Annotated in this window: 22 protein-coding genes; 20 read left to right on the top strand and 2 right to left on the bottom strand. The window is 33.8% G+C overall.

Annotation, left to right across the window (positions count from 1 at the left end; all coding sequences use genetic code 11):
• Nucleotides 1-595: 595 nt before the first annotated feature.
• On the bottom strand, nt 596-1,447 hold the full coding sequence (locus HMPREF3239_RS06830; protein WP_053029843.1) for a polyprenyl-phosphate transporter PopT: 852 nt from the start codon (nt 1,445-1,447) through the stop codon (nt 596-598).
• Between the two features lie 359 nt (nt 1,448-1,806).
• Between HMPREF3239_RS06830 and sufC the strand changes: the two genes are divergently transcribed.
• From sufC to HMPREF3239_RS06770, 12 genes are all read left to right on the top strand, one after another.
• On the top strand, nt 1,807-2,568 hold the full coding sequence (sufC, locus tag HMPREF3239_RS06825) for a Fe-S cluster assembly ATPase SufC (RefSeq protein ID WP_011276304.1): 762 nt from the start codon (nt 1,807-1,809) through the stop codon (nt 2,566-2,568).
• Nucleotides 2,569-2,746: 178 nt separating this feature from the next.
• Nucleotides 2,747-4,054 carry a Fe-S cluster assembly protein SufD gene (gene sufD / locus HMPREF3239_RS06820; RefSeq protein WP_070855137.1) on the top strand — a complete coding sequence of 436 codons (1,308 nt, stop codon included), beginning with the start codon at nt 2,747-2,749 and terminating at the stop codon, nt 4,052-4,054.
• 50 nt (nt 4,055-4,104) lie between these two features.
• Entirely contained in the window at nt 4,105-5,346 is a 1,242-nt protein-coding gene (locus HMPREF3239_RS06815; RefSeq protein WP_053029839.1) for a cysteine desulfurase, read from the top strand.
• A complete protein-coding gene (gene sufU / locus HMPREF3239_RS06810) occupies nt 5,336-5,797 on the top strand; it encodes a Fe-S cluster assembly sulfur transfer protein SufU (RefSeq protein ID WP_053029837.1) in 462 nt (153 codons plus the stop codon). The genes HMPREF3239_RS06815 and sufU overlap by 11 nt, the downstream gene beginning before the upstream one ends.
• 167 nt (nt 5,798-5,964) lie before the next feature.
• Nucleotides 5,965-7,362 carry a Fe-S cluster assembly protein SufB gene (gene sufB / locus HMPREF3239_RS06805; RefSeq protein ID WP_053029835.1) on the top strand — a complete coding sequence of 466 codons (1,398 nt, stop codon included), beginning with the start codon at nt 5,965-5,967 and terminating at the stop codon, nt 7,360-7,362.
• A 204-nt stretch (nt 7,363-7,566) separates the two neighbouring features.
• Nucleotides 7,567-8,247, top strand: a complete 681-nt coding sequence (locus HMPREF3239_RS06800; RefSeq protein ID WP_070855136.1) for a hypothetical protein — start codon at nt 7,567-7,569, stop codon at nt 8,245-8,247.
• 124 nt (nt 8,248-8,371) lie between these two features.
• Nucleotides 8,372-9,445: an NAD(P)H-dependent flavin oxidoreductase gene (locus HMPREF3239_RS06795; protein WP_070855135.1), complete on the top strand. Its 1,074-nt coding sequence runs from the start codon at nt 8,372-8,374 to the stop codon at nt 9,443-9,445.
• A gap of 129 nt (nt 9,446-9,574) precedes the next feature.
• The gene (locus HMPREF3239_RS06790; protein WP_070855134.1) at nt 9,575-10,423 is read left to right on the top strand and encodes a DUF72 domain-containing protein; all 849 of its coding nucleotides are present in this window, start codon (nt 9,575-9,577) and stop codon (nt 10,421-10,423) included.
• 13 nt (nt 10,424-10,436) lie between these two features.
• Complete coding sequence (locus tag HMPREF3239_RS06785) at nt 10,437-11,264, top strand: sulfite exporter TauE/SafE family protein (RefSeq protein ID WP_070855133.1); 828 nt, start codon at nt 10,437-10,439, stop codon at nt 11,262-11,264.
• 21 nt (nt 11,265-11,285) lie between these two features.
• Nucleotides 11,286-12,605: a bifunctional metallophosphatase/5'-nucleotidase gene (locus tag HMPREF3239_RS06780; RefSeq protein ID WP_070855132.1), complete on the top strand. Its 1,320-nt coding sequence runs from the start codon at nt 11,286-11,288 to the stop codon at nt 12,603-12,605.
• A 137-nt stretch (nt 12,606-12,742) separates the two neighbouring features.
• Nucleotides 12,743-13,663, top strand: a complete 921-nt coding sequence (gene lipA / locus HMPREF3239_RS06775; RefSeq protein ID WP_029376689.1) for a lipoyl synthase — start codon at nt 12,743-12,745, stop codon at nt 13,661-13,663.
• Between the two features lie 108 nt (nt 13,664-13,771).
• Nucleotides 13,772-14,170 carry a YutD family protein gene (locus tag HMPREF3239_RS06770; RefSeq protein WP_070855131.1) on the top strand — a complete coding sequence of 133 codons (399 nt, stop codon included), beginning with the start codon at nt 13,772-13,774 and terminating at the stop codon, nt 14,168-14,170.
• Between the two features lie 66 nt (nt 14,171-14,236).
• Here the strand turns inward: HMPREF3239_RS06770 and HMPREF3239_RS06765 are convergent, their stop codons facing one another.
• Complete coding sequence (locus HMPREF3239_RS06765; protein ID WP_070855130.1) at nt 14,237-14,503, bottom strand: DUF3055 domain-containing protein; 267 nt, start codon at nt 14,501-14,503, stop codon at nt 14,237-14,239.
• Nucleotides 14,504-14,605: 102 nt separating this feature from the next.
• On the opposite strand from HMPREF3239_RS06765, the gene HMPREF3239_RS06760 reads away from it, so the two are divergent.
• The 8 genes from HMPREF3239_RS06760 to dltD all read left to right on the top strand — a co-directional run bounded on the left by HMPREF3239_RS06760 (nt 14,606) and on the right by dltD (nt 21,491).
• A complete protein-coding gene (locus tag HMPREF3239_RS06760) occupies nt 14,606-15,040 on the top strand; it encodes a DUF86 domain-containing protein (RefSeq protein ID WP_070855129.1) in 435 nt (144 codons plus the stop codon).
• Nucleotides 15,040-15,831: a TIGR01457 family HAD-type hydrolase gene (locus HMPREF3239_RS06755; protein WP_053029820.1), complete on the top strand. Its 792-nt coding sequence runs from the start codon at nt 15,040-15,042 to the stop codon at nt 15,829-15,831. Before HMPREF3239_RS06760 ends, HMPREF3239_RS06755 begins: the two co-directional genes overlap by 1 nt.
• 19 nt (nt 15,832-15,850) lie before the next feature.
• A complete protein-coding gene (locus tag HMPREF3239_RS06750; RefSeq protein ID WP_070855128.1) occupies nt 15,851-16,816 on the top strand; it encodes a 2-hydroxyacid dehydrogenase in 966 nt (321 codons plus the stop codon).
• A 439-nt stretch (nt 16,817-17,255) separates the two neighbouring features.
• A complete protein-coding gene (locus HMPREF3239_RS12110; protein ID WP_107630223.1) occupies nt 17,256-17,381 on the top strand; it encodes a teichoic acid D-Ala incorporation-associated protein DltX in 126 nt (41 codons plus the stop codon).
• Nucleotides 17,382-17,395: 14 nt separating this feature from the next.
• Nucleotides 17,396-18,853: a D-alanine--poly(phosphoribitol) ligase subunit DltA gene (gene dltA / locus HMPREF3239_RS06745; RefSeq protein ID WP_070855127.1), complete on the top strand. Its 1,458-nt coding sequence runs from the start codon at nt 17,396-17,398 to the stop codon at nt 18,851-18,853.
• Nucleotides 18,850-20,064: a D-alanyl-lipoteichoic acid biosynthesis protein DltB gene (gene dltB, locus HMPREF3239_RS06740; RefSeq protein ID WP_070855126.1), complete on the top strand. Its 1,215-nt coding sequence runs from the start codon at nt 18,850-18,852 to the stop codon at nt 20,062-20,064. The genes dltA and dltB overlap by 4 nt, the downstream gene beginning before the upstream one ends.
• Nucleotides 20,065-20,079: 15 nt before the next feature.
• Nucleotides 20,080-20,316, top strand: a complete 237-nt coding sequence (dltC, locus tag HMPREF3239_RS06735; RefSeq protein ID WP_011276285.1) for a D-alanine--poly(phosphoribitol) ligase subunit 2 — start codon at nt 20,080-20,082, stop codon at nt 20,314-20,316.
• Nucleotides 20,313-21,491 (top strand): D-alanyl-lipoteichoic acid biosynthesis protein DltD, encoded by a 1,179-nt coding sequence (gene dltD, locus HMPREF3239_RS06730; protein ID WP_070855125.1) that lies wholly within the window; start codon nt 20,313-20,315, stop codon nt 21,489-21,491. The genes dltC and dltD overlap by 4 nt, the downstream gene beginning before the upstream one ends.
• Nucleotides 21,492-21,513 lie beyond the last annotated feature (22 nt).

Here is a 21,513-nt window from a genome sequence, read left to right as displayed (position 1 = left end):
TAGTACTCTGTAATTTTAGGTATAAGTGAAACTTATTGAAACTTACGAAGGTATCTCAATGTGTTTTAGTACTCTGTAATTTTAGGTATAAGTGAAACAGTGCAGGAACGGTTAAACCAATGTGGTTAGTTTTAGTACTCTGTGATTTTAGGTGTAAGTGAACGATGCATTGATGCTACACCGCAAGATTGAAGTTTTAATACGCTAGTACTTCAGTCACAACTATTTTAAATAGTAATTATTAAGTACTATTACTTTCAAATTATTTGATTTAAGTGATTATCTCTATAATTACGCCGATCCATTGTTACTTTCAAATAATCCATAATATTGAAATCAATTATTTGGGGAAGAATGAAGAAATAGTTAATTTTAATTAAAATAGTAGTTGACTAACATGCTAAGGTAGAAATATAATAAACGTAAGGAACAAGTTTAGCTAACTTGTACTTATACCTAAAATTACAGAATCTACTAAAACAAGACTTTATGTCGTGTTTATCCCATTAATTTATTAATGGGATTTTTTCTTTATAATCAGACAAATCGCCAACGATGATGACTATCGTTGGCGATTATTTTTTAATACTATTGATTACACATTCTCATCTGTAATTTGGCCGAGCCAATAACTGCCGGCAAAACCGACGATTAATGTGATGATTGAAAGTGTCCACTCAACACCAGTTTGAGGAAGACCTGGGAAAACGGCATAGACGGAACCAATAACGAATCCAGTTATTAATGCGAATGTGGTATAGAAGTGATGATGCAAGAAGTATTTAATGATACGACTAGATAATAAAAATCCTGCTAATACACCTAAACCTACAACGATTAATATTGGAAGGCCATCGAAGTTTAATTTAACTAAATCAGCAATGGCTAACATAATTGTTCCATAAGTACCAAATACAAGTAGCATGAATGATCCAGAAATACCAGGTAATAACATTGCACTTGAAGCACACGCACCAGCTAAGAAATATTTAATAATAAGACCAAATGATAAATCTAGTGATGTATCAGCGCTTTGATTACCAGAATTCATTAATGTTATCACTACTAAAATAATGATACCTACTAACATAATGCCGTAATGTTTTGTTGTAAATGTTTTATTAAATTTTGCTGTTCTTAATAAGTAAGGGATAATACCAATGATTAATCCTGTAAAGAAGAACATGGTAACCACTTGATGATGTTCTAATAAATAATTGATTAAGTTACTTAATATGCCAATGGCTAAAGCCATACCAATTAATATAGGAAGTAAAAACTTTAAGCTAGGCCAAAATCGCTTGGAGAATATACCACTTATTGAAGAAATAAAGCCATCATATATGCCTAATAATAACGCGATAGTACCTCCACTAATTCCAGGAACTAAATCGGTTGTTCCCATACCGAACCCTTTTAATATATTAATCCATTTGAAATTTTGCATGAACGTCTCCTTTCGAAATAGGTTAAATAGCATGATAACAGACTTTTGAAGAATAATAAGATATTAAGATTGTAATATTATAATTTTTATAAATATTGCACTAAATGAACGGAGTTTGTGTCTAAATTATTTCTATTGAGAACTGTAAGCCTTTGATTATCAGTTGCAAGAAAAAATTGAGTCCTAGATAAAAATTATTTTAGATAAATAATCACTATAATTTAGAGTTTTAATAAGTTTATATTAAGGGCTATTTGCGTTATAATGAAGTGTATTAAAGTACACAAAGTCTTTTTGACTACAAATTAAAATTATTATAAACTAGTTAAGAAAACTTTATATTTACGGAGGGAATATAAATGTCATCAACATTAGAAATTAAAGACCTACATGTGTCTATTGAAGATAAAGAAATTTTAAAAGGTGTTAATTTAACTATTAATACAGGCGAAATACATGCAATTATGGGGCCAAATGGTACGGGTAAATCAACGTTATCATCAGCGATTATGGGACATCCATCATACGAAGTAACGCAAGGTGAAGTGTTACTTGACGGTGTTAATATTTTAGAATTAGAAGTTGATGAAAGAGCTAAAGCTGGTCTGTTTTTAGCAATGCAATATCCATCAGAAATCACTGGTGTAACGAATGCTGACTTCATGCGTTCAGCGATTAACGCGAAACGTGAAGAAGGACAAGAAATTAACTTAATGCAATTTATCAAGAAATTAGATAAAGAAATGGATTTCTTAGATATTGATAAAGATATGGCTCAACGTTACTTAAACGAAGGTTTCTCTGGCGGTGAGAAAAAACGTAACGAAATCTTACAATTAATGATGTTAGAACCTAAATTCGCTATTCTTGATGAAATCGATTCAGGTTTAGATATCGACGCATTGAAAGTTGTATCTAAAGGTATTAACGAAATGCGCGGTGAAGAATTTGGTGCATTAATGATTACACACTATCAACGTTTATTAAACTACATCACACCTGACAAAGTGCATGTTATGTACGGTGGTAAAGTAGTTAAATCAGGCGGCCCTGAATTAGCTAAACGTCTTGAAGAAGAAGGCTATGAGTGGGTTAAAGAAGAATTTGGTGCTAAAGAATAATCTAGCAGTCGTTTGTTTTTAAATGATGAAACTAGATGCAGATTATTAATGTAAATAGTTGCATTAATAATGACGATTGAATATGTGAGACTGAGACATCGAACATATAAATAAAGTTATTATTTCGATGGTGTTACAGTCGCTAAAATTTTTCATCAAGTAGGAGGAAAAGAGAGTTATGACAACCGAAACTTTAAACATTTCTGAAGAACAACTTGTTGATTATTCTAAAGCGCACAATGAACCTTCTTGGATGACTGAGTTACGTCAAAAAGCGTTGAAATTAACAGAAACTTTAGAAATGCCAAAACCAGATAAAACGAAATTAAGAAAATGGGACTTTGATTCATTTAAACAACATAAAGTCGAAGGACAAACGTTCAATGATTTATCAGAGCTTCCAGATGCGATTAAAAACATTATTGACGTTGAAAACACTAAAAATTTAGTCGTACAACATAATAATGCTTTAGCTTATACGCAAGTATCACAAGAAACACAAGATAATGGCGTGATTATTGAAGGCTTATCTGAAGCATTAGTTAATCATGGAGATTTAGTACAAAAATATTTAATGACAGATGCAGTTACAGTTGATGAACATCGTTTAACTGCATTGCATACGGCTTTAATTAATGGTGGCGTGTTTGTTTATGTACCTAAGAATGTCGTTGTTAAAGATCCTATCCAATATGTTGTGTTACATGATGATGAGAATGCTAGCTTCTTCAATCATGTGATTATAGTTACTGAAGAAAGTGCTGAAGTGACTTACGTTGAGAACTATTTATCAACTGCAAGTGGTGAAGGTAACCAACTCAACATCATTTCTGAAGTCATTGCAGGTGCAAACTCTAATATTACGTATGGTTCAGTTGACTATTTAGACAAAGGCTTTACTGGTCACATCATCCGCCGTGGTACAACTGCTGCAGATGCATCAATTAATTGGGCATTAGGTTTGATGAATGAAGGTAGTCAAATCATTGATAATACAACTAATTTAATTGGTGATCGTTCAACAAGTGAACTTAAATCCGTTGTTGTTGGTACAGGCGACCAAAAAATCAACTTAACGTCTAAAATTGTTCAATATGGTAAAGAAACGAACGGTTATATCTTAAAACATGGTGTAATGCGTGAGAATGCATCATCTGTATTTAATGGTATTGGTTACATTAAACATGGTGGTACGAAATCTATCGCTAACCAAGAGTCACGTGTCTTAATGCTTTCTGAGAATGCTAGAGGTGACGCTAACCCAATCTTATTAATTGATGAAGATGATGTAGAAGCAGGACACGCAGCTTCAGTAGGTCGTGTTGACCCTGAACAACTTTACTATTTAATGAGTCGTGGTATTTCTCAAAAAGAAGCAGAACGATTAGTGATTCATGGTTTCTTAGACCCTGTAGTGCGTGAATTACCAATTGAAGATGTTAAACGTCAATTAAGAGAAGTTATCGAACTTAAAGTTAATAAATAAACTTATCAATCCCAAAGAGATTTTTAATATAAGAAAGGTCGTGAAATAAAGTGGCCGAAACTTCATTAAATGTTGAGGAAATTATTAAAGATTTTCCAATATTAGATCAAAAAGTTAATGGAAAAAGATTAGCGTACCTTGATTCAACAGCTACAAGCCAAACGCCAGTTCAAGTATTAAACGTATTAGACGATTACTACAAACGATACAATTCCAATGTACACCGTGGTGTGCATACACTTGGTTCACTAGCTACTGATGGATACGAAGGTGCTCGTGAAACTGTAAGACGTTTCATTAACGCTAAATACTTTGAAGAAGTCATCTTTACAAGAGGAACAACTGCCGCAATTAATATTGTTGCGCGTAGTTATGGAGATGCCAATATTGAAGAAGGCGACGAAATTGTTGTTACTGAAATGGAACATCATGCCAATATTGTTCCATGGCAACAATTAGCTAAACGCAAAAATGCCTCATTAAAATTCATTCCAATGACAGAAGAGGGTGAATTAAATATTGAGGATGTTAAGGCAACAATTAATGACAACACTAAAATCGTAGCCATAGCACATGTATCTAATGTTCTAGGTACGATTAATGACGTCAAAGAAATCGCTAAAATCGCGCATGAACACGGTGCGATTATAAGTGTCGATGGTGCACAATCTGCGCCACACATGAACATAGACGTTCAAGATTTAGACGCTGATTTCTTCAGTTTCAGTGGCCATAAAATGTTAGGACCTACTGGTATTGGTGTATTATACGGTAAACGTGACTTATTAAAAGACATGGAACCAATTGAATTTGGTGGGGATATGATTGACTTTGTAAGCAAATATGACGCTACATGGGCAGATTTACCTACTAAATTTGAAGCAGGTACACCAATCATTGCTCAAGCTATTGGCTTAGGAGAAGCAATTCGCTACATTGAGAATATAGGCTTCGATGCTATTCATGAACATGAAAAAGCATTAACAGAATATGCTTATGAACAAATGTCATCGATTGAAGGACTTGAAATATACGGTCCGCCTAAAGATCGTCGTGCCGGTGTTATCACATTTAACTTAGCTGATATTCATCCACACGATGTTGCTACTGCAGTAGATACTGAAGGTGTTGCTGTAAGAGCTGGACACCATTGTGCACAACCATTAATGAAATGGTTGAACGTATCATCTACTGCGCGTGCAAGCTTCTATGTTTACAATACTAAAGAAGATGTAGACCAACTTGTTGAAGCATTGAAACAAACGAAGGAGTTTTTCTCTTATGAATTTTAATAATTTAGATCAACTTTATCGATCTGTAATTATGGATCATTATAAGAATCCTAGAAATAAAGGTGTTTTAGATAATGGCTCAATGACTGTAGATATGAACAATCCTACTTGTGGTGACCGCATTCGATTAACGTTTGATATTGAAAATGGCATCATTAACGATGCTAAATTCGAAGGAGAAGGTTGTTCTATTTCAATGTCTAGTGCATCTATGATGACTGAAGCGGTGAAAGGTCATTCACTAGGTGAAGCGATGCAAATGAGTCAAGAATTTACTAAGATGATGCTTGGTGAAGATTATGAAATCACTGAAGATATGGGAGACATTGAAGCACTTCAAGGTGTATCTCAATTCCCAGCTCGCATCAAGTGTGCAACATTAGCCTGGAAAGCACTTGAAAAAGGAACAGTTGAAAAAGAAGGTAAAGCAGAAGGTTCGACTGAAGAATAATCGGCCAGTTTTATGTAAGACTTTATTATCTTATTTAAAGCTTAACCTTAACTTTTTACACGTTTGACTTTTTATGAAGGTTGCATATTGTTACAATGACAATAGACAATAATGAATATTAAAAATCTCGCGCACGTCGTTTTAAATATATTTAAGGAGTGATTGAAATGGCTAAAAAAGCACCTGATGTTGGAGATTACAAATATGGTTTCCACGATGAGGATGTTTCCATTTTCAGATCAGAACGTGGTTTAACTGAAAATATCGTTAGAGAAATTTCAAAAATGAAGGAAGAGCCTGAATGGATGCTTGACTTCAGATTAAAAGCTTTAAAATTATTCTATAAAATGCCAATGCCTCAATGGGGTGGCGATTTATCAGAATTAAACTTTGATGACATCACATACTACGTCAAACCTTCAGAGCATACAGAACGTTCATGGGACGAAGTGCCTGAAGAAATTAAACGTACATTTGATAAATTAGGTATTCCAGAAGCCGAACAAAAATATTTAGCAGGTGTTTCTGCACAATATGAATCAGAAGTTGTATATCACAACATGGAAAAAGAATTAGAAGAAAAAGGTATCATCTTTAAAGATACAGATAGTGCTTTACGTGAAAACGAAGAACTATTCAAAGAATACTTTGCTTCTGTTATTCCAGCAGCTGATAACAAATTCGCAGCATTAAACTCAGCTGTATGGTCAGGTGGTTCATTCATCTATGTACCTAAGAATGTTAAATTAGATACACCATTACAAGCATACTTCCGAATTAACTCAGAGAACATGGGTCAATTCGAACGTACATTAATTATTGCTGATGAAGGTGCATCAGTGAACTACGTTGAAGGTTGTACTGCACCAGTTTATACTACAAGTTCACTACACTCAGCAGTAGTAGAAATCATCGTTCACAAAGATGCACACGTACGTTACACAACAATTCAAAACTGGGCAAACAACGTTTATAACTTAGTTACTAAACGTACATTTGTGCATGAGAATGGTAACATGGAATGGGTAGATGGTAACTTAGGTTCTAAGTTAACTATGAAATATCCAAACTGTGTTCTTTTAGGTGAAGGTGCGAAAGGTAGTACATTATCTATCGCCTTTGCTGGTAAAGGTCAAGTACAAGATGCTGGTGCTAAAATGATTCACAAAGCACCTAACACATCTTCAACAATCGTATCTAAATCAATTTCTAAAAATGGTGGTAAAGTAATCTATCGTGGTATCGTTCACTTCGGACGTAAAGCGAAAGGTGCACGTTCTAACATTGAATGTGATACGTTAATTTTAGATAACGAATCTACTTCAGATACAATTCCATACAATGAAGTATTTAATGACAATATTTCATTAGAACACGAAGCGAAAGTTTCTAAAGTATCAGAAGAACAATTATTCTACTTAATGAGCCGTGGTATTTCTGAAGAAGAAGCGACAGAAATGATCGTTATGGGCTTTATTGAACCATTCACAAAAGAATTACCAATGGAATATGCAGTAGAAATGAACCGTTTAATCAAATTCGAAATGGAAGGCTCTATCGGTTAATTTAACCTATATTACCAACTTTTTCTTAATAACAATCATAAGTACCAAAGTGTTCTAACTAAGTGAATGCTTTGGTGCTTTTTTATATCTCAAAATAGTTAACACTTATTTATATTAATTGTTTATTATTATGATGATATATTTATATATAATATTAAAAAAGTAATTGATTTAACAAAATACATGTTTTGAGAGGATTCTACAATGTTTGACTTTTATGCGAATTGGTATTCTTTGATTATCATTATTGAATATCTTGCTATATTTTTAGGTTCAATTGGCTTAATCTTTATAGCAATGATCAGTCTAAGGCAGATTCAAAAGAAAAAGAAGATTTGGTATTTAGGAATATTTTTAATTTATTCATCATTACTTGAATTGTTAATACATTTCACAGGGGAAGATATTCATACTTACAACTTGGTTTTTGTTGTAACACTTCTTCCTTTTTTATTGGTGTGTTATTTATCAAGTCATTATTTGGTAAAACGGCCATTCAAAACAAAATTAGAATTTGTGAAAACTGGTAACGGTAAAACTAACAAAGTTACTAAGCAAGAAATGAAAGAAATGAAAGACGAATTGCAATCGGCTAATATAATCGCATGGTCAGGTTCAATTGGAGCCGCTTTTCTAATAGTTGCTTGGTCAGCTAAAGTAAGATTTATACATAATAAGGAATGGATGATGTCGCAAGAATTGACCAAAACTACTGATAATTTGTTAGGGTTTGGAGGCTTTATGTTTTTAATCTCGGCCTTTTTAATTGTTATTTATTTCATTATTGACGTAGTGTTATGGAATAAAAGAGGTAAATTTCCTGGTCTAGTATTTCGACCAATGATTTTGTGCTTATGGCAATTTTTGTTTTTGATTTCGATTTAAAAAATAATAATTAGATAATTATCAAGCAAAGTTTACTGAAAATGGGAGTAGGGAATACTTTGAATAATTATTTAAGTGAAAAAAGCATAGTAATTACCATAAAATAAAGAAAAGGTGATTTTAAATGTGGTATAACAATCGACTAACGCAATCTTTAAATATTCAATATCCCATTATTCAAGCAGGTATGGCTGGTAGTACAACACCAGAACTTGTGGCATCTGTTAGTAATAAAGGTGGATTAGGATGTATTGGTGCAGGCTACTTTACAACTGAAAAGTTAGAACAAGAAATAGAACAAGTTCGATCGTTAACAACGCAACCATTTGGCGTAAACTTATTTGTACCAGGGCAACATACGTATACCAATGAACAAGTTGAGCGTATGAATGCTTGGCTAAAACCTTACCGTAAGGCTTTAAATCTTGAAGAACCTGTCATTAATATCTCAGAAGCACAACAATTTAACCAGGCAATTCACATGATTATTAAAAAGAAAATACCAGTGTGTTGCTTTACCTTTGGTATACCATCACAAGATATCATTAAACAACTGAAAGATGCTCAAGTCACTTTAATAGGTACGGCAACATCTGTTGATGAAGCAATAGAAAACGAACAGGCAGGCATGGATATAGTGGTTGCGCAAGGTAGTGAAGCAGGTGGCCATAGGGGGTCATTTTTACCAAGTAAACAGCAATCAACACCACTAATTGGCACAATGAGTTTAATTCCTCAAATTGTTGATCAAGTGACGATACTAGTTGTTGCTGCAGGCGGTATCATGGACGGTCGTGGCGTATTAGCGAGTCAAGTACTAGGAGCGCAAGGCGTTCAGATGGGGACAGCGTTTTTAACTACAGTGGAAAGTGGTGCGAATGATTTAGTGAAACAAGCGGTGCTACATAGTAAGGAAACGGACACTGTTGTTACGGACGTCTTTAGTGGTAAATTTGCGCGTGGCATCCATAATGAATTTGTGGCAAAACTGTCGCAATATGAAGGTGTTCTACCACCGTATCCAGTTCAAAATCAATTAACCAATGCAATTAGAAAGACTGCGGCTTCCAATGGTAAACGTGAATGGACACATATGTGGAGTGGTCAATCGCCACGTTTAGCTACAGCGCAACATGTAGATCAATTCATGGATAATCTTGTCGAACAAATTGAGGCGTTATTGAAGGCTGTGCAATAGTATGGATTTATAAAAACAATGTGAGCTGAAGTGGGCCGCATTTTCAAAAAATAATAAGATAATGTAAAGATGGGATAGAACAAGTGATATCTTAAAATTGAATATGGTATCATATACCTGGTGATAAAAATGATTAATATAGGTCTTACTGGATGGGGCGATCATGATACGTTATATGAAGATTTGGAACGACAGTCGGACAAGTTACAAACGTATGCAAGTCACTTTCCTATTGTTGAACTTGATGCATCATATTATGCCATCCAACCTGAACGAAATATCATGAAATGGATTAAAGAAACACCTGATCGCTTTGAATTTGTTGTGAAAATTCATCAAGCGCTCACATTGCATGCAGATTATAAAGATTATGCAGAAACAAGAAGTGAATTATTTGCGCAATTTAAGCGTATGTTACAACCACTCATTGACCATCATAAATTAGCTATGGTACTAGTTCAATTTCCACCTTGGTTTGATTGTATGGCACAGAACATCAAGTATATCTTATACGTTCGTCAGCAATTATCAGATATACCGATTTGTGTTGAATTTCGTCATCAATCATGGTTTAACGAACAATTTAAAGAGCAAACGCTCTCATTTTTAATGGAACACCATATAATCCATTCAGTTGTTGATGAACCACAAGTAAGAGAAGGATCTGTACCACTCGTTAACCGTATTACTACTGAAACAGCGTTCGTCCGTTATCATGGAAGGAACAGACAAGGATGGACTAAAAAAGATATGACAGATCAAGAGTGGCGTGATGTGCGATATTTATATAATTACAATAAGGAAGAGCTTACCGATTTAGCTAATAAAGTTAGGATTTTAGAACAAAAAGCCAAAAAAGTTTATGTCGTATTCAATAATAATTCAGGTGGCCATGCTGCTCAAAATGCTAAAACATATCAAGATATTTTAGACATTGAATACACAGGTTTAGCTCCCCAACAATTAAAATTATTCTAAGAGGCGAAATATAATGTTAGTGACAATTATTTTATTAGTGCTTATCGGTCTTTTCTCTGCTATTTTAGGGTCATTAGTAGGCATTGGTGGAGGTATTATCATCGTTCCAACACTGGTTTATTTAGGCGTGACGCACGATATATTACATGGTATAACACCGCAAATAGCAATAGGAACATCATCTGTGATTTTAATCGTCACAGGTTTATCTTCATCACTAGGCTATTTAAAGACGAAGCAAGTGGACATCAAGAATGGCTCTATTTTTTTATTTGGTTTACTACCAGGTTCGTTGCTAGGGTCATTTTTAAGTAGGTACCTCACTTTAGAATCATTCAATTTATATTTTGGTATTTTCATGATTATTGTCTCTATTATTTTAATGGTAAGACATAAAATCAAACCGTTTAAAATCTTTGATAAAGAGAAATATCGTAAAACGTATATTGATTCTGAAGGCAAGACGTATCATTACAGTGTACCGCCTTTATTTGCATTTGTTGCGACGCTATTTATCGGTATATTAACTGGTTTATTTGGTATTGGTGGTGGCGCATTAATGACGCCACTCATGTTAATCGTCTTTAGATTTCCACCTCATGTTGCAGTAGGTACAAGTATGATGATGATCTTCTTTTCAAGTGTAATGAGTTCCATAGGGCATATCATACAAGGTCATGTTGCGTGGTCTTATTCTATCGTCCTCATTATTTCAAGTTACATTGGTGCTCAAATTGGTGTGCGTGTCAATCACTCAATTAAATCTGAAACGGTTGTCACACTTTTGCGTACGGTGATGTTGATAATGGGTGTGTACTTAATTATTAAATCTTTTCTTTAAATAAAAATAGGGGGAATTTAAGTGAAGTTAACCATTTTTCACACGAACGATATTCATAGTCATTTAAACGAATATGCACGTATTACATCTTATATGGCAGAACATAGACCTCAACTTCAACATCCCTCACTCTATTTAGATATAGGCGACCATGTAGATTTATCGGCACCGGTGACTCAAGCAACGATAGGGCGTAAGAATGTCGAGTTGCTTAACGAGGCACATTGCGATATTGCGACAATTGGTAATAATGAAGGAATGACGATTTCACATGAAGCGTTAAATCAGTTATACAACAACGCGGAGTTTGACGTGATTTGCACCAATGTTATTGATGAGGAAGGGCATTTACCACATAATATAGCATCGTCGTGTATTAAAGACATTGAAGGTGTTCGTATTTTATTCGTGGCGGCTACAGCAGCGTTTACGCCATTTTATCGCGCACTTGATTGGATTGTTACAGATCCGTTAGAAGCGATTAAAGATGAAATTGCCAATCAACAAGGTAATTACGATGTACTTATTGTGATGAGTCATGTTGGCATATTCTTTGATGAAAAGTTATGCCAAGAGATTCCGGAAATTGATGTCATTTTAGGTAGTCACACACATCATCATTTTGATAAAGGTGAAATGAACAATGGTGTACTTATGGCTGCTGCCGGAAAATATGGATATTACTTAGGTGAAGTTAATTTAACTATTGAAAATAAAAAGGTTGTTAATAAAGAAGCCATGATTTATCCAGTTGAAACGTTGCCTTTAGTTGACACGGATTATGAGTCTGAAGGGAAAGCGCTTATGAGTGAGCCAGTGATTGATCATCCTATCAATTTAAGTAGTAAAACCGATGTGATTACTAAAACGACGTATTTATTAGCAGAAAGTGTATTCGAATTCACGAATACAGATTGTACGATCATTAATGCAGGGCTTATCGTAAAAGGCGTTGAAGCAGATCGACTAACAGAATACGACATTCATAAAATGTTGCCGCATCCGATTAATTTAGTGCGTGTACGTCTAACAGGTGCTGAACTTAAAAAAGTCATTATCAAAAGTCAAAAGCAAGAATATATGCATGAACATGCGCAGGGCTTAGGCTTTAGAGGCGATATTTTTGGTGGTTATATATTATATAATTGTGGCTATATTCAGTCAGACAATCGCTTCTTTGTTAATGGTGAAGAAGTGATTGATGATAAGACATATACGCTAGGAACAGTTGATATGTATACCTTTGGTCGATATTTTCCAATATTAAAAGGTAAATCAATTGATTATTTAATGCCTCAATTCCTTAGAGATATTTTCAAGGATAAGTTATTAAGATTATAATAGAATAGTGCAAGATATATTTGTTCATTAAATAGAAATCGTGTGAATCACGAAATTTATAGCTTATTACGTTTTAATTTAATGTAAAGTTCGTTATAATAGGAAAAGATAGATTATACAGGAGGGTATACGTGGTTATGGCTACTAAAAATGAAGAAATCTTACGTAAACCAGATTGGTTGAAAATTAAGCTTAACACGAACGAAAACTATATTGGCCTCAAGAAAATGATGCGTGAAAAAAACTTACACACTGTTTGCGAAGAAGCAAAGTGTCCAAATATACATGAATGTTGGGGAGCTAGACGTACGGCTACATTTATGATTTTAGGTGCGGTATGTACAAGAGCATGTCGTTTCTGTGCTGTTAAGACAGGCTTACCTAATGAATTAGATTTAAATGAACCAGAACGTGTTGCAGAATCAGTTGAATTAATGAACTTGAAACACGTTGTTATCACTGCTGTTGCACGTGATGACCTAAGAGATGCAGGTTCAAACGTTTATGCTGAAACGGTACGTAAAGTACGTGAGCGTAATCCATTCACTACAATCGAAATCTTACCATCAGATATGGGTGGTGACTATGAAGCACTAGAAACTTTAATGGCTTCTAAACCAGATATCTTAAACCACAACATCGAAACAGTACGTCGTTTAACACCAAGAGTTCGTGCACGTGCTACATATGAACGAACATTAGAATTCTTACGTCGTTCTAAAGAATTACAACCAGATATTCCTACTAAATCAAGTTTAATGGTTGGCTTAGGTGAAACGATAGAAGAAATCTACGAAACAATGGATGATCTTCGTGCAAATGATGTAGACATACTAACAATTGGTCAATATTTACAACCATCACGTAAGCATTTAAAAGTTGAAAAATATTATACGCCATTAGAATTTGGTAAATTAAGAAAAGTAGCTATGGACAAAGGATTCAAACACTGTGAAGCTGGCCCTATGGTACGTAGTTCTTATCATGCCGATGAACAAGTAAATGAAGCGGCTAAAGAAAAACACCGTCTAGGTGAAGAAAAATTACAACAAAATTAATTTAAACATGTGAATAGTTTAGATTAAGTTTTTAGAGACTTAGGTTGCACATTTTTTACTGAATTGTGTAATCTAAGTTTTTATTATACGAGTTAAAGGTGACAAATTATGATTAAGATAGGTCAACAATATTTTGAAATCATTGAAGATTATAGATCATGTTTTGATGAAGAATTAGTTGCATCGAGATATTCAGATATACTAGATAAATATGATTTTGTCGTAGGAGATTTTGGATATGACCAGTTACGTTTAAAAGGCTTTTACAAAGATACCAATAAGAAAGCTGAAATATCTAAACGTTTTTCAAGTATTCAAGATTATATATTAGAATATTGTAATTTTGGTTGTCCTTATTTTGTATTGCGTCATTTATCAAATAAAGAAGTACAACAATTAGAACATGAAAAAGATGATGTCATTTTGTCGGATACAGAAGATAAGTTGCATGACGTTAAAATTAAACCTACGATTCAAGAAGTTAAACACCATGATGATGAACAATAGAAATAATTAAATAAGCTGTGAAAAAATCATGATAAAAGATTTTTTCACAGCTTATTTAAATTGAAATTATTGAATAACTTGATTCAGATATTCAATAATTTCATCACTTTCTTCTTGGCTTATACCTAGAATATGCGCGATGTAGCCTTCTTCTTCAATATCATCTGTACCGATGATACCAAATTTATTTGTTTGCATATTTAACACAAGCGTTTTACCATAATGACGGTCTGTTTGAACAAGCATTAAATCATATCGACTGTGTTCACCTACAAAGCCTACAAATTGCACTTGGCTTTGTTCTTCATCGTCATATAAGTACATATCTATCATAAGAGTAGAACTCCTTTTATCTTTGTATTTTAATTTAGTATAACGACAAATGAAGACCGATGCAAAACTGTGATATGATAGACATATTAAGAGGTGAAGGATATGTATTTTGTAGATAAAGATCAACTTACTTTAAAATTAACTTACTTAAATCAATTAATTAAAGATTATGAAGCAAATAAAGAAAATCATTACGCATTTGAACGTATCGCTCAAATGTTAATTGAATCATCTGTGGATATAGGGAATATGATTATTGATGGTTTTATCTTGAGAGACCCTGGAAATTATAAAGATGTCATTGATATTCTTGAACTTGAAGGTGTTATTTCGAAATCTACACAGCAACGTGTAAATGAAACGATTGATGTTAGAAAGCAGTTCGCACACAATTACACGGAATTAGATGATACTAAGATTCAACCGTTATTTGATCATGCTCTGCCGTATTATGAACAGTTTATTCAAGAGGTAACGCAATTCCTTGAGAAAGAGAATGTGCCGGTTACTGCTTTTGGAAAAGGAGACAACAGCTAATGAAGAATTATAAAGGTTATTTAATTGATTTAGATGGAACGATGTATTTAGGTACAGACGAAATTGATGGTGCAGCACAATTTATCGATTACTTAAACAATCATCAAATTCCACATTTATATGTTACAAACAATTCTACAAAGACACCTGAAGAGGTAACGCAAAAATTAAAAGAGATGAAGATTGATGCGAAACCTGAAGAGGTTGTCACATCTGCGTTAGCAACAGCCAATTTTATTGCCGGTGAGAAAAGTGATGCTACAGTATATATGTTAGGTGGTAATGGCTTACGCACAGCATTAACTGAAGCTGGATTAACTGTAAAAGACGATGAAAACGTGGATTATGTTGCGATAGGTTTAGATGAAAATGTCACTTATGAGAAGTTAGCCGTTGCAACGCTTGCAGTACGTAAGGGTGCACGTTTTATTTCAACAAACCCAGATGTATCTATTCCTAAAGAACGTGGTTTCTTACCAGGTAATGGTGCAATTACGAGTGTAGTAAGTGTATCAACGGGTCAAGCCCCTCAATTTATTGGTAAACCTGAACCAGTCATTATGGACATTGCATTAGATATCTTACAATTGGACAAATCTGATGTAGCAATGGTCGGTGATTTGTACGATACAGATATCATGTCAGGGATTAATGTTGGTGTAGATACGATTCATGTTCAAACAGGTGTAACGACGTATGAAGAATTACAAGAGAAAGATCAACAACCTACATATTCATTTAAAGATTTAAATGTAGCAATTGCAGAATTAGAAAAAAATGCCCAAAAATAGATAAAGGGGTGGCACGACAATGGTGAAAATTCTAGTCACACGTCAGATTCCAAATCGTTTCATTGAACAATTGGAACAACTCGGCGACGTTAAAATGTGGGAAGAAGCATTTGAACCTATGCCAAGAGCGCAATTTTTGAAGGAAATAGAAGACGTAGATGCATGCTTTATTACATTGAGTGAAACGATAGATGCAACCTGTCTGGAACACGCGAAAAACGTGAAGATTATTGCAAATATGGCGGTTGGTTTTGACAATATTGATGTTGAGTTAGCAAATCATAAAGGTATTGTTGTCACTAATACGCCTCAAGTACTTACTGAAACAACAGCTGAATTAGGATTCACATTAATGTTAGCTGTAGCGCGACGTATTGTTGAAGCAGAACACTACGTTCAAAATGGCGAATGGAAAAGTTGGGGACCTTATTTGTTGTCAGGCAAAGATGTCCATGGCTCTACTGTAGGTATTTATGGTATGGGTGATATTGGAAAGAGCTTTGCACGTCGATTGCAAGGGTTTAATGCAAATATCTTATATCATAATCGCTCTAGACATGAAGATGCAGAAACGCAACTCAATGCAACCTACGTACCGTTTGATACGTTATTAGCAGAAAGTGATTTCGTCATATGTACTGCACCGTTAACGCCGGAAACGGAAAATAAATTTAATAAAGATGCATTTTCAAAAATGAAAAACGATGCTATCTTTATTAATATTGGCCGTGGCGCTATTGTAGATGAGGAAGCATTAATTGATGCATTGAACAATCAAGATATTGGTGGTTGTGGCTTGGATGTTTTACGCGAAGAACCTATTCAGCTTGACCATCCACTACTGAAAATGCCTAATGCAATTATATTACCGCATATTGGCAGTGCTTCAGTAGCAACGAGAGATCACATGATTCAATTATGTGTGGATAATATTGCTGCGATATTAAAAGGGGAAGCACCACTTACACCAATAACAAATAAATAAAATGATAAAGAACTTCTAACGTTTAGGTAATAATTTACTATTTAACGATAGAAGTTCTTTTATATTATCTAACAGTTTTGTTATGTCGTATGTAATTGTTAAGTAGGTTAATTGGTACTAATATAATTAATGTCATTTAAATTCATCCATGGCATTACAAGGCGTACTTAATGTGGATACTGACTCACTTACTTCTATGAACTTGGAAATATGAATGGCAGTGTCGTTATCGCAACATCTTGAAGTGCAAAATTTAATTTGCTATAAAAACAAATTTTAATTATAATAAGATGAATGTATAATATATAAAAATTATATTTAATGAATTTGCTTTTTCGGAGCTTCAAATATCCTTCGCGAGAAAAGCGATTAATTCGCTCCGATAATTGACATGATAGTGAGGTGCAATAGTGCATTGAAAGAGAATAATCATAAAATAATGCAATATTATGAGAAAGCTAAACCCTATTTAGTAACGCTTCTCTATTTAGCTATATTTATTGCGCTGTACCTAATTTATGGTTCCGGCGATACACATAATAATTTCATTTATAATGAATTTTAATAAGGAGTCTAATTATGACAGATATCATAAATTTAATAAATGACTTCGGTCAACGTCATCCTCAACGTGTAGCAGTTAGACATAAAGATGAAACATTAACATATCAACAATTAATGGATGAATCTAGTAAATTAGCGCATCTATTACAAGATAATAAGAAACCATTAATCGTATACGGACATATGTCTCCTTATATGTTAGTAGGTATGATAGGTGCGATTAAAGCAGGGTGTGGATATGTACCCATTGACACATCCGTACCGAGTGAACGTGTAAATATGATTATAAATAAGGTTCAACCTGAAATGATATTTAACACAACAGATTCACGCTTAAATCAGCCTGGTATTCAAGAGCTGACAATCCAAAGTATCCAAGACTCAGATAATCCAACACTATTTGATAGTCAAATGGGATTAACAGACGTGGTATATACAATCTTTACATCTGGCTCAACAGGTGAACCTAAAGGGGTTCAAATTGAATATGCAAGTTTAATTGAGTTTGCAGAATGGATGGTATCACTTAACGAGTCTGAAGGTGCACAAGAATGGTTAAATCAAGCACCATTTTCATTCGACTTATCAGTCATGGCAATCTATCCTTGTTTAACTTCAGGTGGCACATTAAATTTAGTAGATAAGGACATGATCAACAAACCTAAATTGTTGAATGACATGTTAGTTAATACACCAATAAATGCATGGGTGTCTACACCATCATTTATGGAAATGTGTCTATTATTACCTAACCTTAATGAAGCAAGTTACCCAAGTTTAAATCATTTCTTCTTCTGTGGAGAAATCTTGCCACATAGAACTGCTAAAGCTTTACTAGATAGATATCCAAGTGCGGTAGTTTATAACACGTATGGACCTACCGAAGCGACAGTTGCAGTTACAGGTGTTAAATTGACGCCTGAAATTATTGAAATGTATAATCCGCTACCAGTTGGTGTTTCAAGACCGAATACAACATTATTTACAACGGATGAGGGTGAACTTGTAATTAAAGGTAATAGTGTTAGTTTAGGTTATTTAGATAATAAAGAAAAAACAGAAGCGGTATTCAACTTTGAAGATTGCCTTCGCATTTATCATACTGGTGATAAAGCAATCGAAAAAGACGGACAATGGTTCATTCAAGGAAGAATTGATTTCCAAATTAAACTTAACGGTTACCGCATGGAATTAGAAGAAATTGAAACGCAACTTAGACAGTCAGAATTCGTAAGAGAAACCGTAGTCGTACCAGTGTATAAAAATAACAAGGTTATACACTTAATCGGTGCGGTTGTTCCAACTGAAGAAGTTAAAGATGATTTGGAAATGACAAGACAAATTAAATCCGAACTCAAATCTCGCTTACCTGAATATATGATTCCGAGAAAATTTGTTTGGATGAAACAATTACCATTGACTTCAAACGGAAAGCTTGATCGTAAACAAGTGGCAGAGGATATTAACGCATGATTCCATATGGTACGTTTACCTTCTTCTTAGTTGCATTTATAGTACTTTTACCAGTCATCATACTCGGATTCTTAGGTAAGCGAAGCTATATATATAACGGTATAAGTACTGCAATTATGATTGTCGTCATTTTTTCATCAGATAAACATAATTTATTCGGTAATAAATATTTAAGTATTCAACTTATTAGTTTTATCATTTATCTCATTTGGCAAGTGCTATTAATCATGGGATATTATAAATCGAGACAGAAAAATAATACATTTAGTAAGTTTGTCATTGTGATGATTTTATCCATTTTACCATTAGCGATTGTTAAAGTATTACAAAGCTCATGGTTAGGTGGTCAACAAATTCACTTCCATGAACATAAACTAATTGAATTTGTAGGTTTCCTAGGTATTTCATATGTAACGTTTAAAAGTATTCAGTTAATTATGGAAATACGCGATGGCTCTATAAAAGAAATTAAAGTGGGCAAGTTGTTCCAATTTATTTCTTTCTTCCCAACAGTGTCTTCAGGGCCGATTGATCGCTATAAACGTTTCGTTAAAGATGATAAAAAGGTTCCTACAGGTGAACAATATAGAGAAATGGTTGCTAAAGCGATACATATGATTATGCTTGGGTTCTTATATAAATATATACTCGCTTATTTAATCAACGTCTATGCAATTCATCCATTATTGATGGATTTGAATGGTTTTACGCATAAATGGCTGTATATGTATGCTTACAGTTTTTATTTATTCTTTGATTTCGCAGGATATAGTTTGTTTGCTGTAGCGGTAAGTTATTTATATGGTATCAATACACCACCTAACTTTAAGCAACCTTTCAAAGCGAAGAATATTAAAGATTTCTGGAACAGATGGCATATGTCATTATCATTCTGGTTTAGAGACTGTATCTATATGCGTACATTATTCTATATGTCACGTAAGAAAACATTTAAAAGTCAATTTGCGATGTCTAATTTCGCATTCTTCCTAAACTTCTTTATCATGGGTGTGTGGCATGGTTTAGAGTTATTCTATATCGTTTATGGTATTTACCACGGCCTGATGTTTATCGGTTATGGTTACTATGAACGTTGGAGAAAGAAACATCCACCACGTTGGCAAAATGGTTTTACTACAGCATTAAGTATTATCATTACATTCCATTTTGTAGCATTTGGATTTTTAATCTTTTCAGGAAAATTAATTTAAAAGGAGTCATAAATTATGGAATTTAAAGAACAAGTATTAGATTTATTAGCTGATGTGGCAGAAAATGATGTTGTAAAAGAAAACCCTGATGTTGAAATCTTTGAAGAGGGGATTATCGATTCATTCCAAACAGTAGGATTATTACTTGAAATTCAAAATAGATTAGGCATTGAAGTATCAATCATGGATTTTGATCGTGATGAGTGGGCAACTCCTAATAAAATTGTTGAAGCATTAGAAGAATTACGATGAAATTAAAACCATTTTTACCAATTATTATTAGCGGCATATTATTTCTAGCCTTTGTGTTAATGCCTGCTAGCTGGTTTACTGGATTAGTCACAAACAAGGCTGTCGCTAATAATAGAATATCTTTAACAGATCAAGTTCTTAAAGGTACGCTCATTCAAAATAAACTATTTAGTAATGATAATTATTATCCTATCTATGGGTCTAGTGAATTGAATAAGTTAGATCCATTTAACCCTGCACTTGCATTACATAATAGAAAAGACACTAAGCCCATCTTTTTAGTGGGTACGGGTGGTAATACTGATTTAATTAATGCAATTGAATTAGCTGCTCAATATGATCAACTTAAAGGGAAAAAGATGACGTTTATTATTTCGCCACAATGGTTTAGTACGCATGGTGTGAATAATCGTGATTTTGCAGCACGAACAACACCTACCCAAATTAATCAGTTATTTCAACAAAAAGATATGCCTTCAGAATTAAAGGAAAGATATGCCAAACGCTTATTACACTTTAAAAGTGCGACAAATAAAGCATTCTTGAAAGATGTTGCTAACAATCATGGCGAGGTAGATGGTCATTATGTTTCGCGCTTTAAAGAGAATCAATTACTTAAAATTGAAGCAATTAAAACATACTTCTCATTTGATAAATCACCTTTATCACATGTGAAAACGATAACTGAACCGAATGCCTCATGGAAAGAAATGCAAGATAAAGCTATAGCTTTAGGTGAGAAACGCTCATCATCTAATAACTATGGCATCCGCAATGAATATTGGAAACAATTGATGCACCAAAAGCCGATGAATCATCGTCAATATGAGTTTAAAATGAACTCTCCAGAATTTAATGATTTATCATTATTAGTAGATACGATGCATCAAGCAGGTGCAGATGTACAATATGTCATTTTACCGGTAAATGGTAAATGGTATGATCATTTAGGCATTAAACGCGCCACAAGAGAACCTGTCTATAAGAAAATACACCAAACTGTTGCAGCACATGGTGGTAAAGTGTATGACATGTCAGATAAAGACTATGAAAAATATGTACTTAGTGATGTCGTTCACGTAGGTTGGAAAGGTTGGGCGCATATGAACCAACATATCGTTCAACATATGAATGATGATAATAAAGACCAAGAAAAACATCATGATCATAACTAATAAATAAAAGCACCAATGACTA

It is taken from the genome of Staphylococcus sp. HMSC34C02, assembly GCF_001838705.1.
Taxonomy (GTDB): domain Bacteria; phylum Bacillota; class Bacilli; order Staphylococcales; family Staphylococcaceae; genus Staphylococcus; species Staphylococcus borealis.
This window is presented reverse-complemented; position numbering and strand designations above follow the sequence as displayed.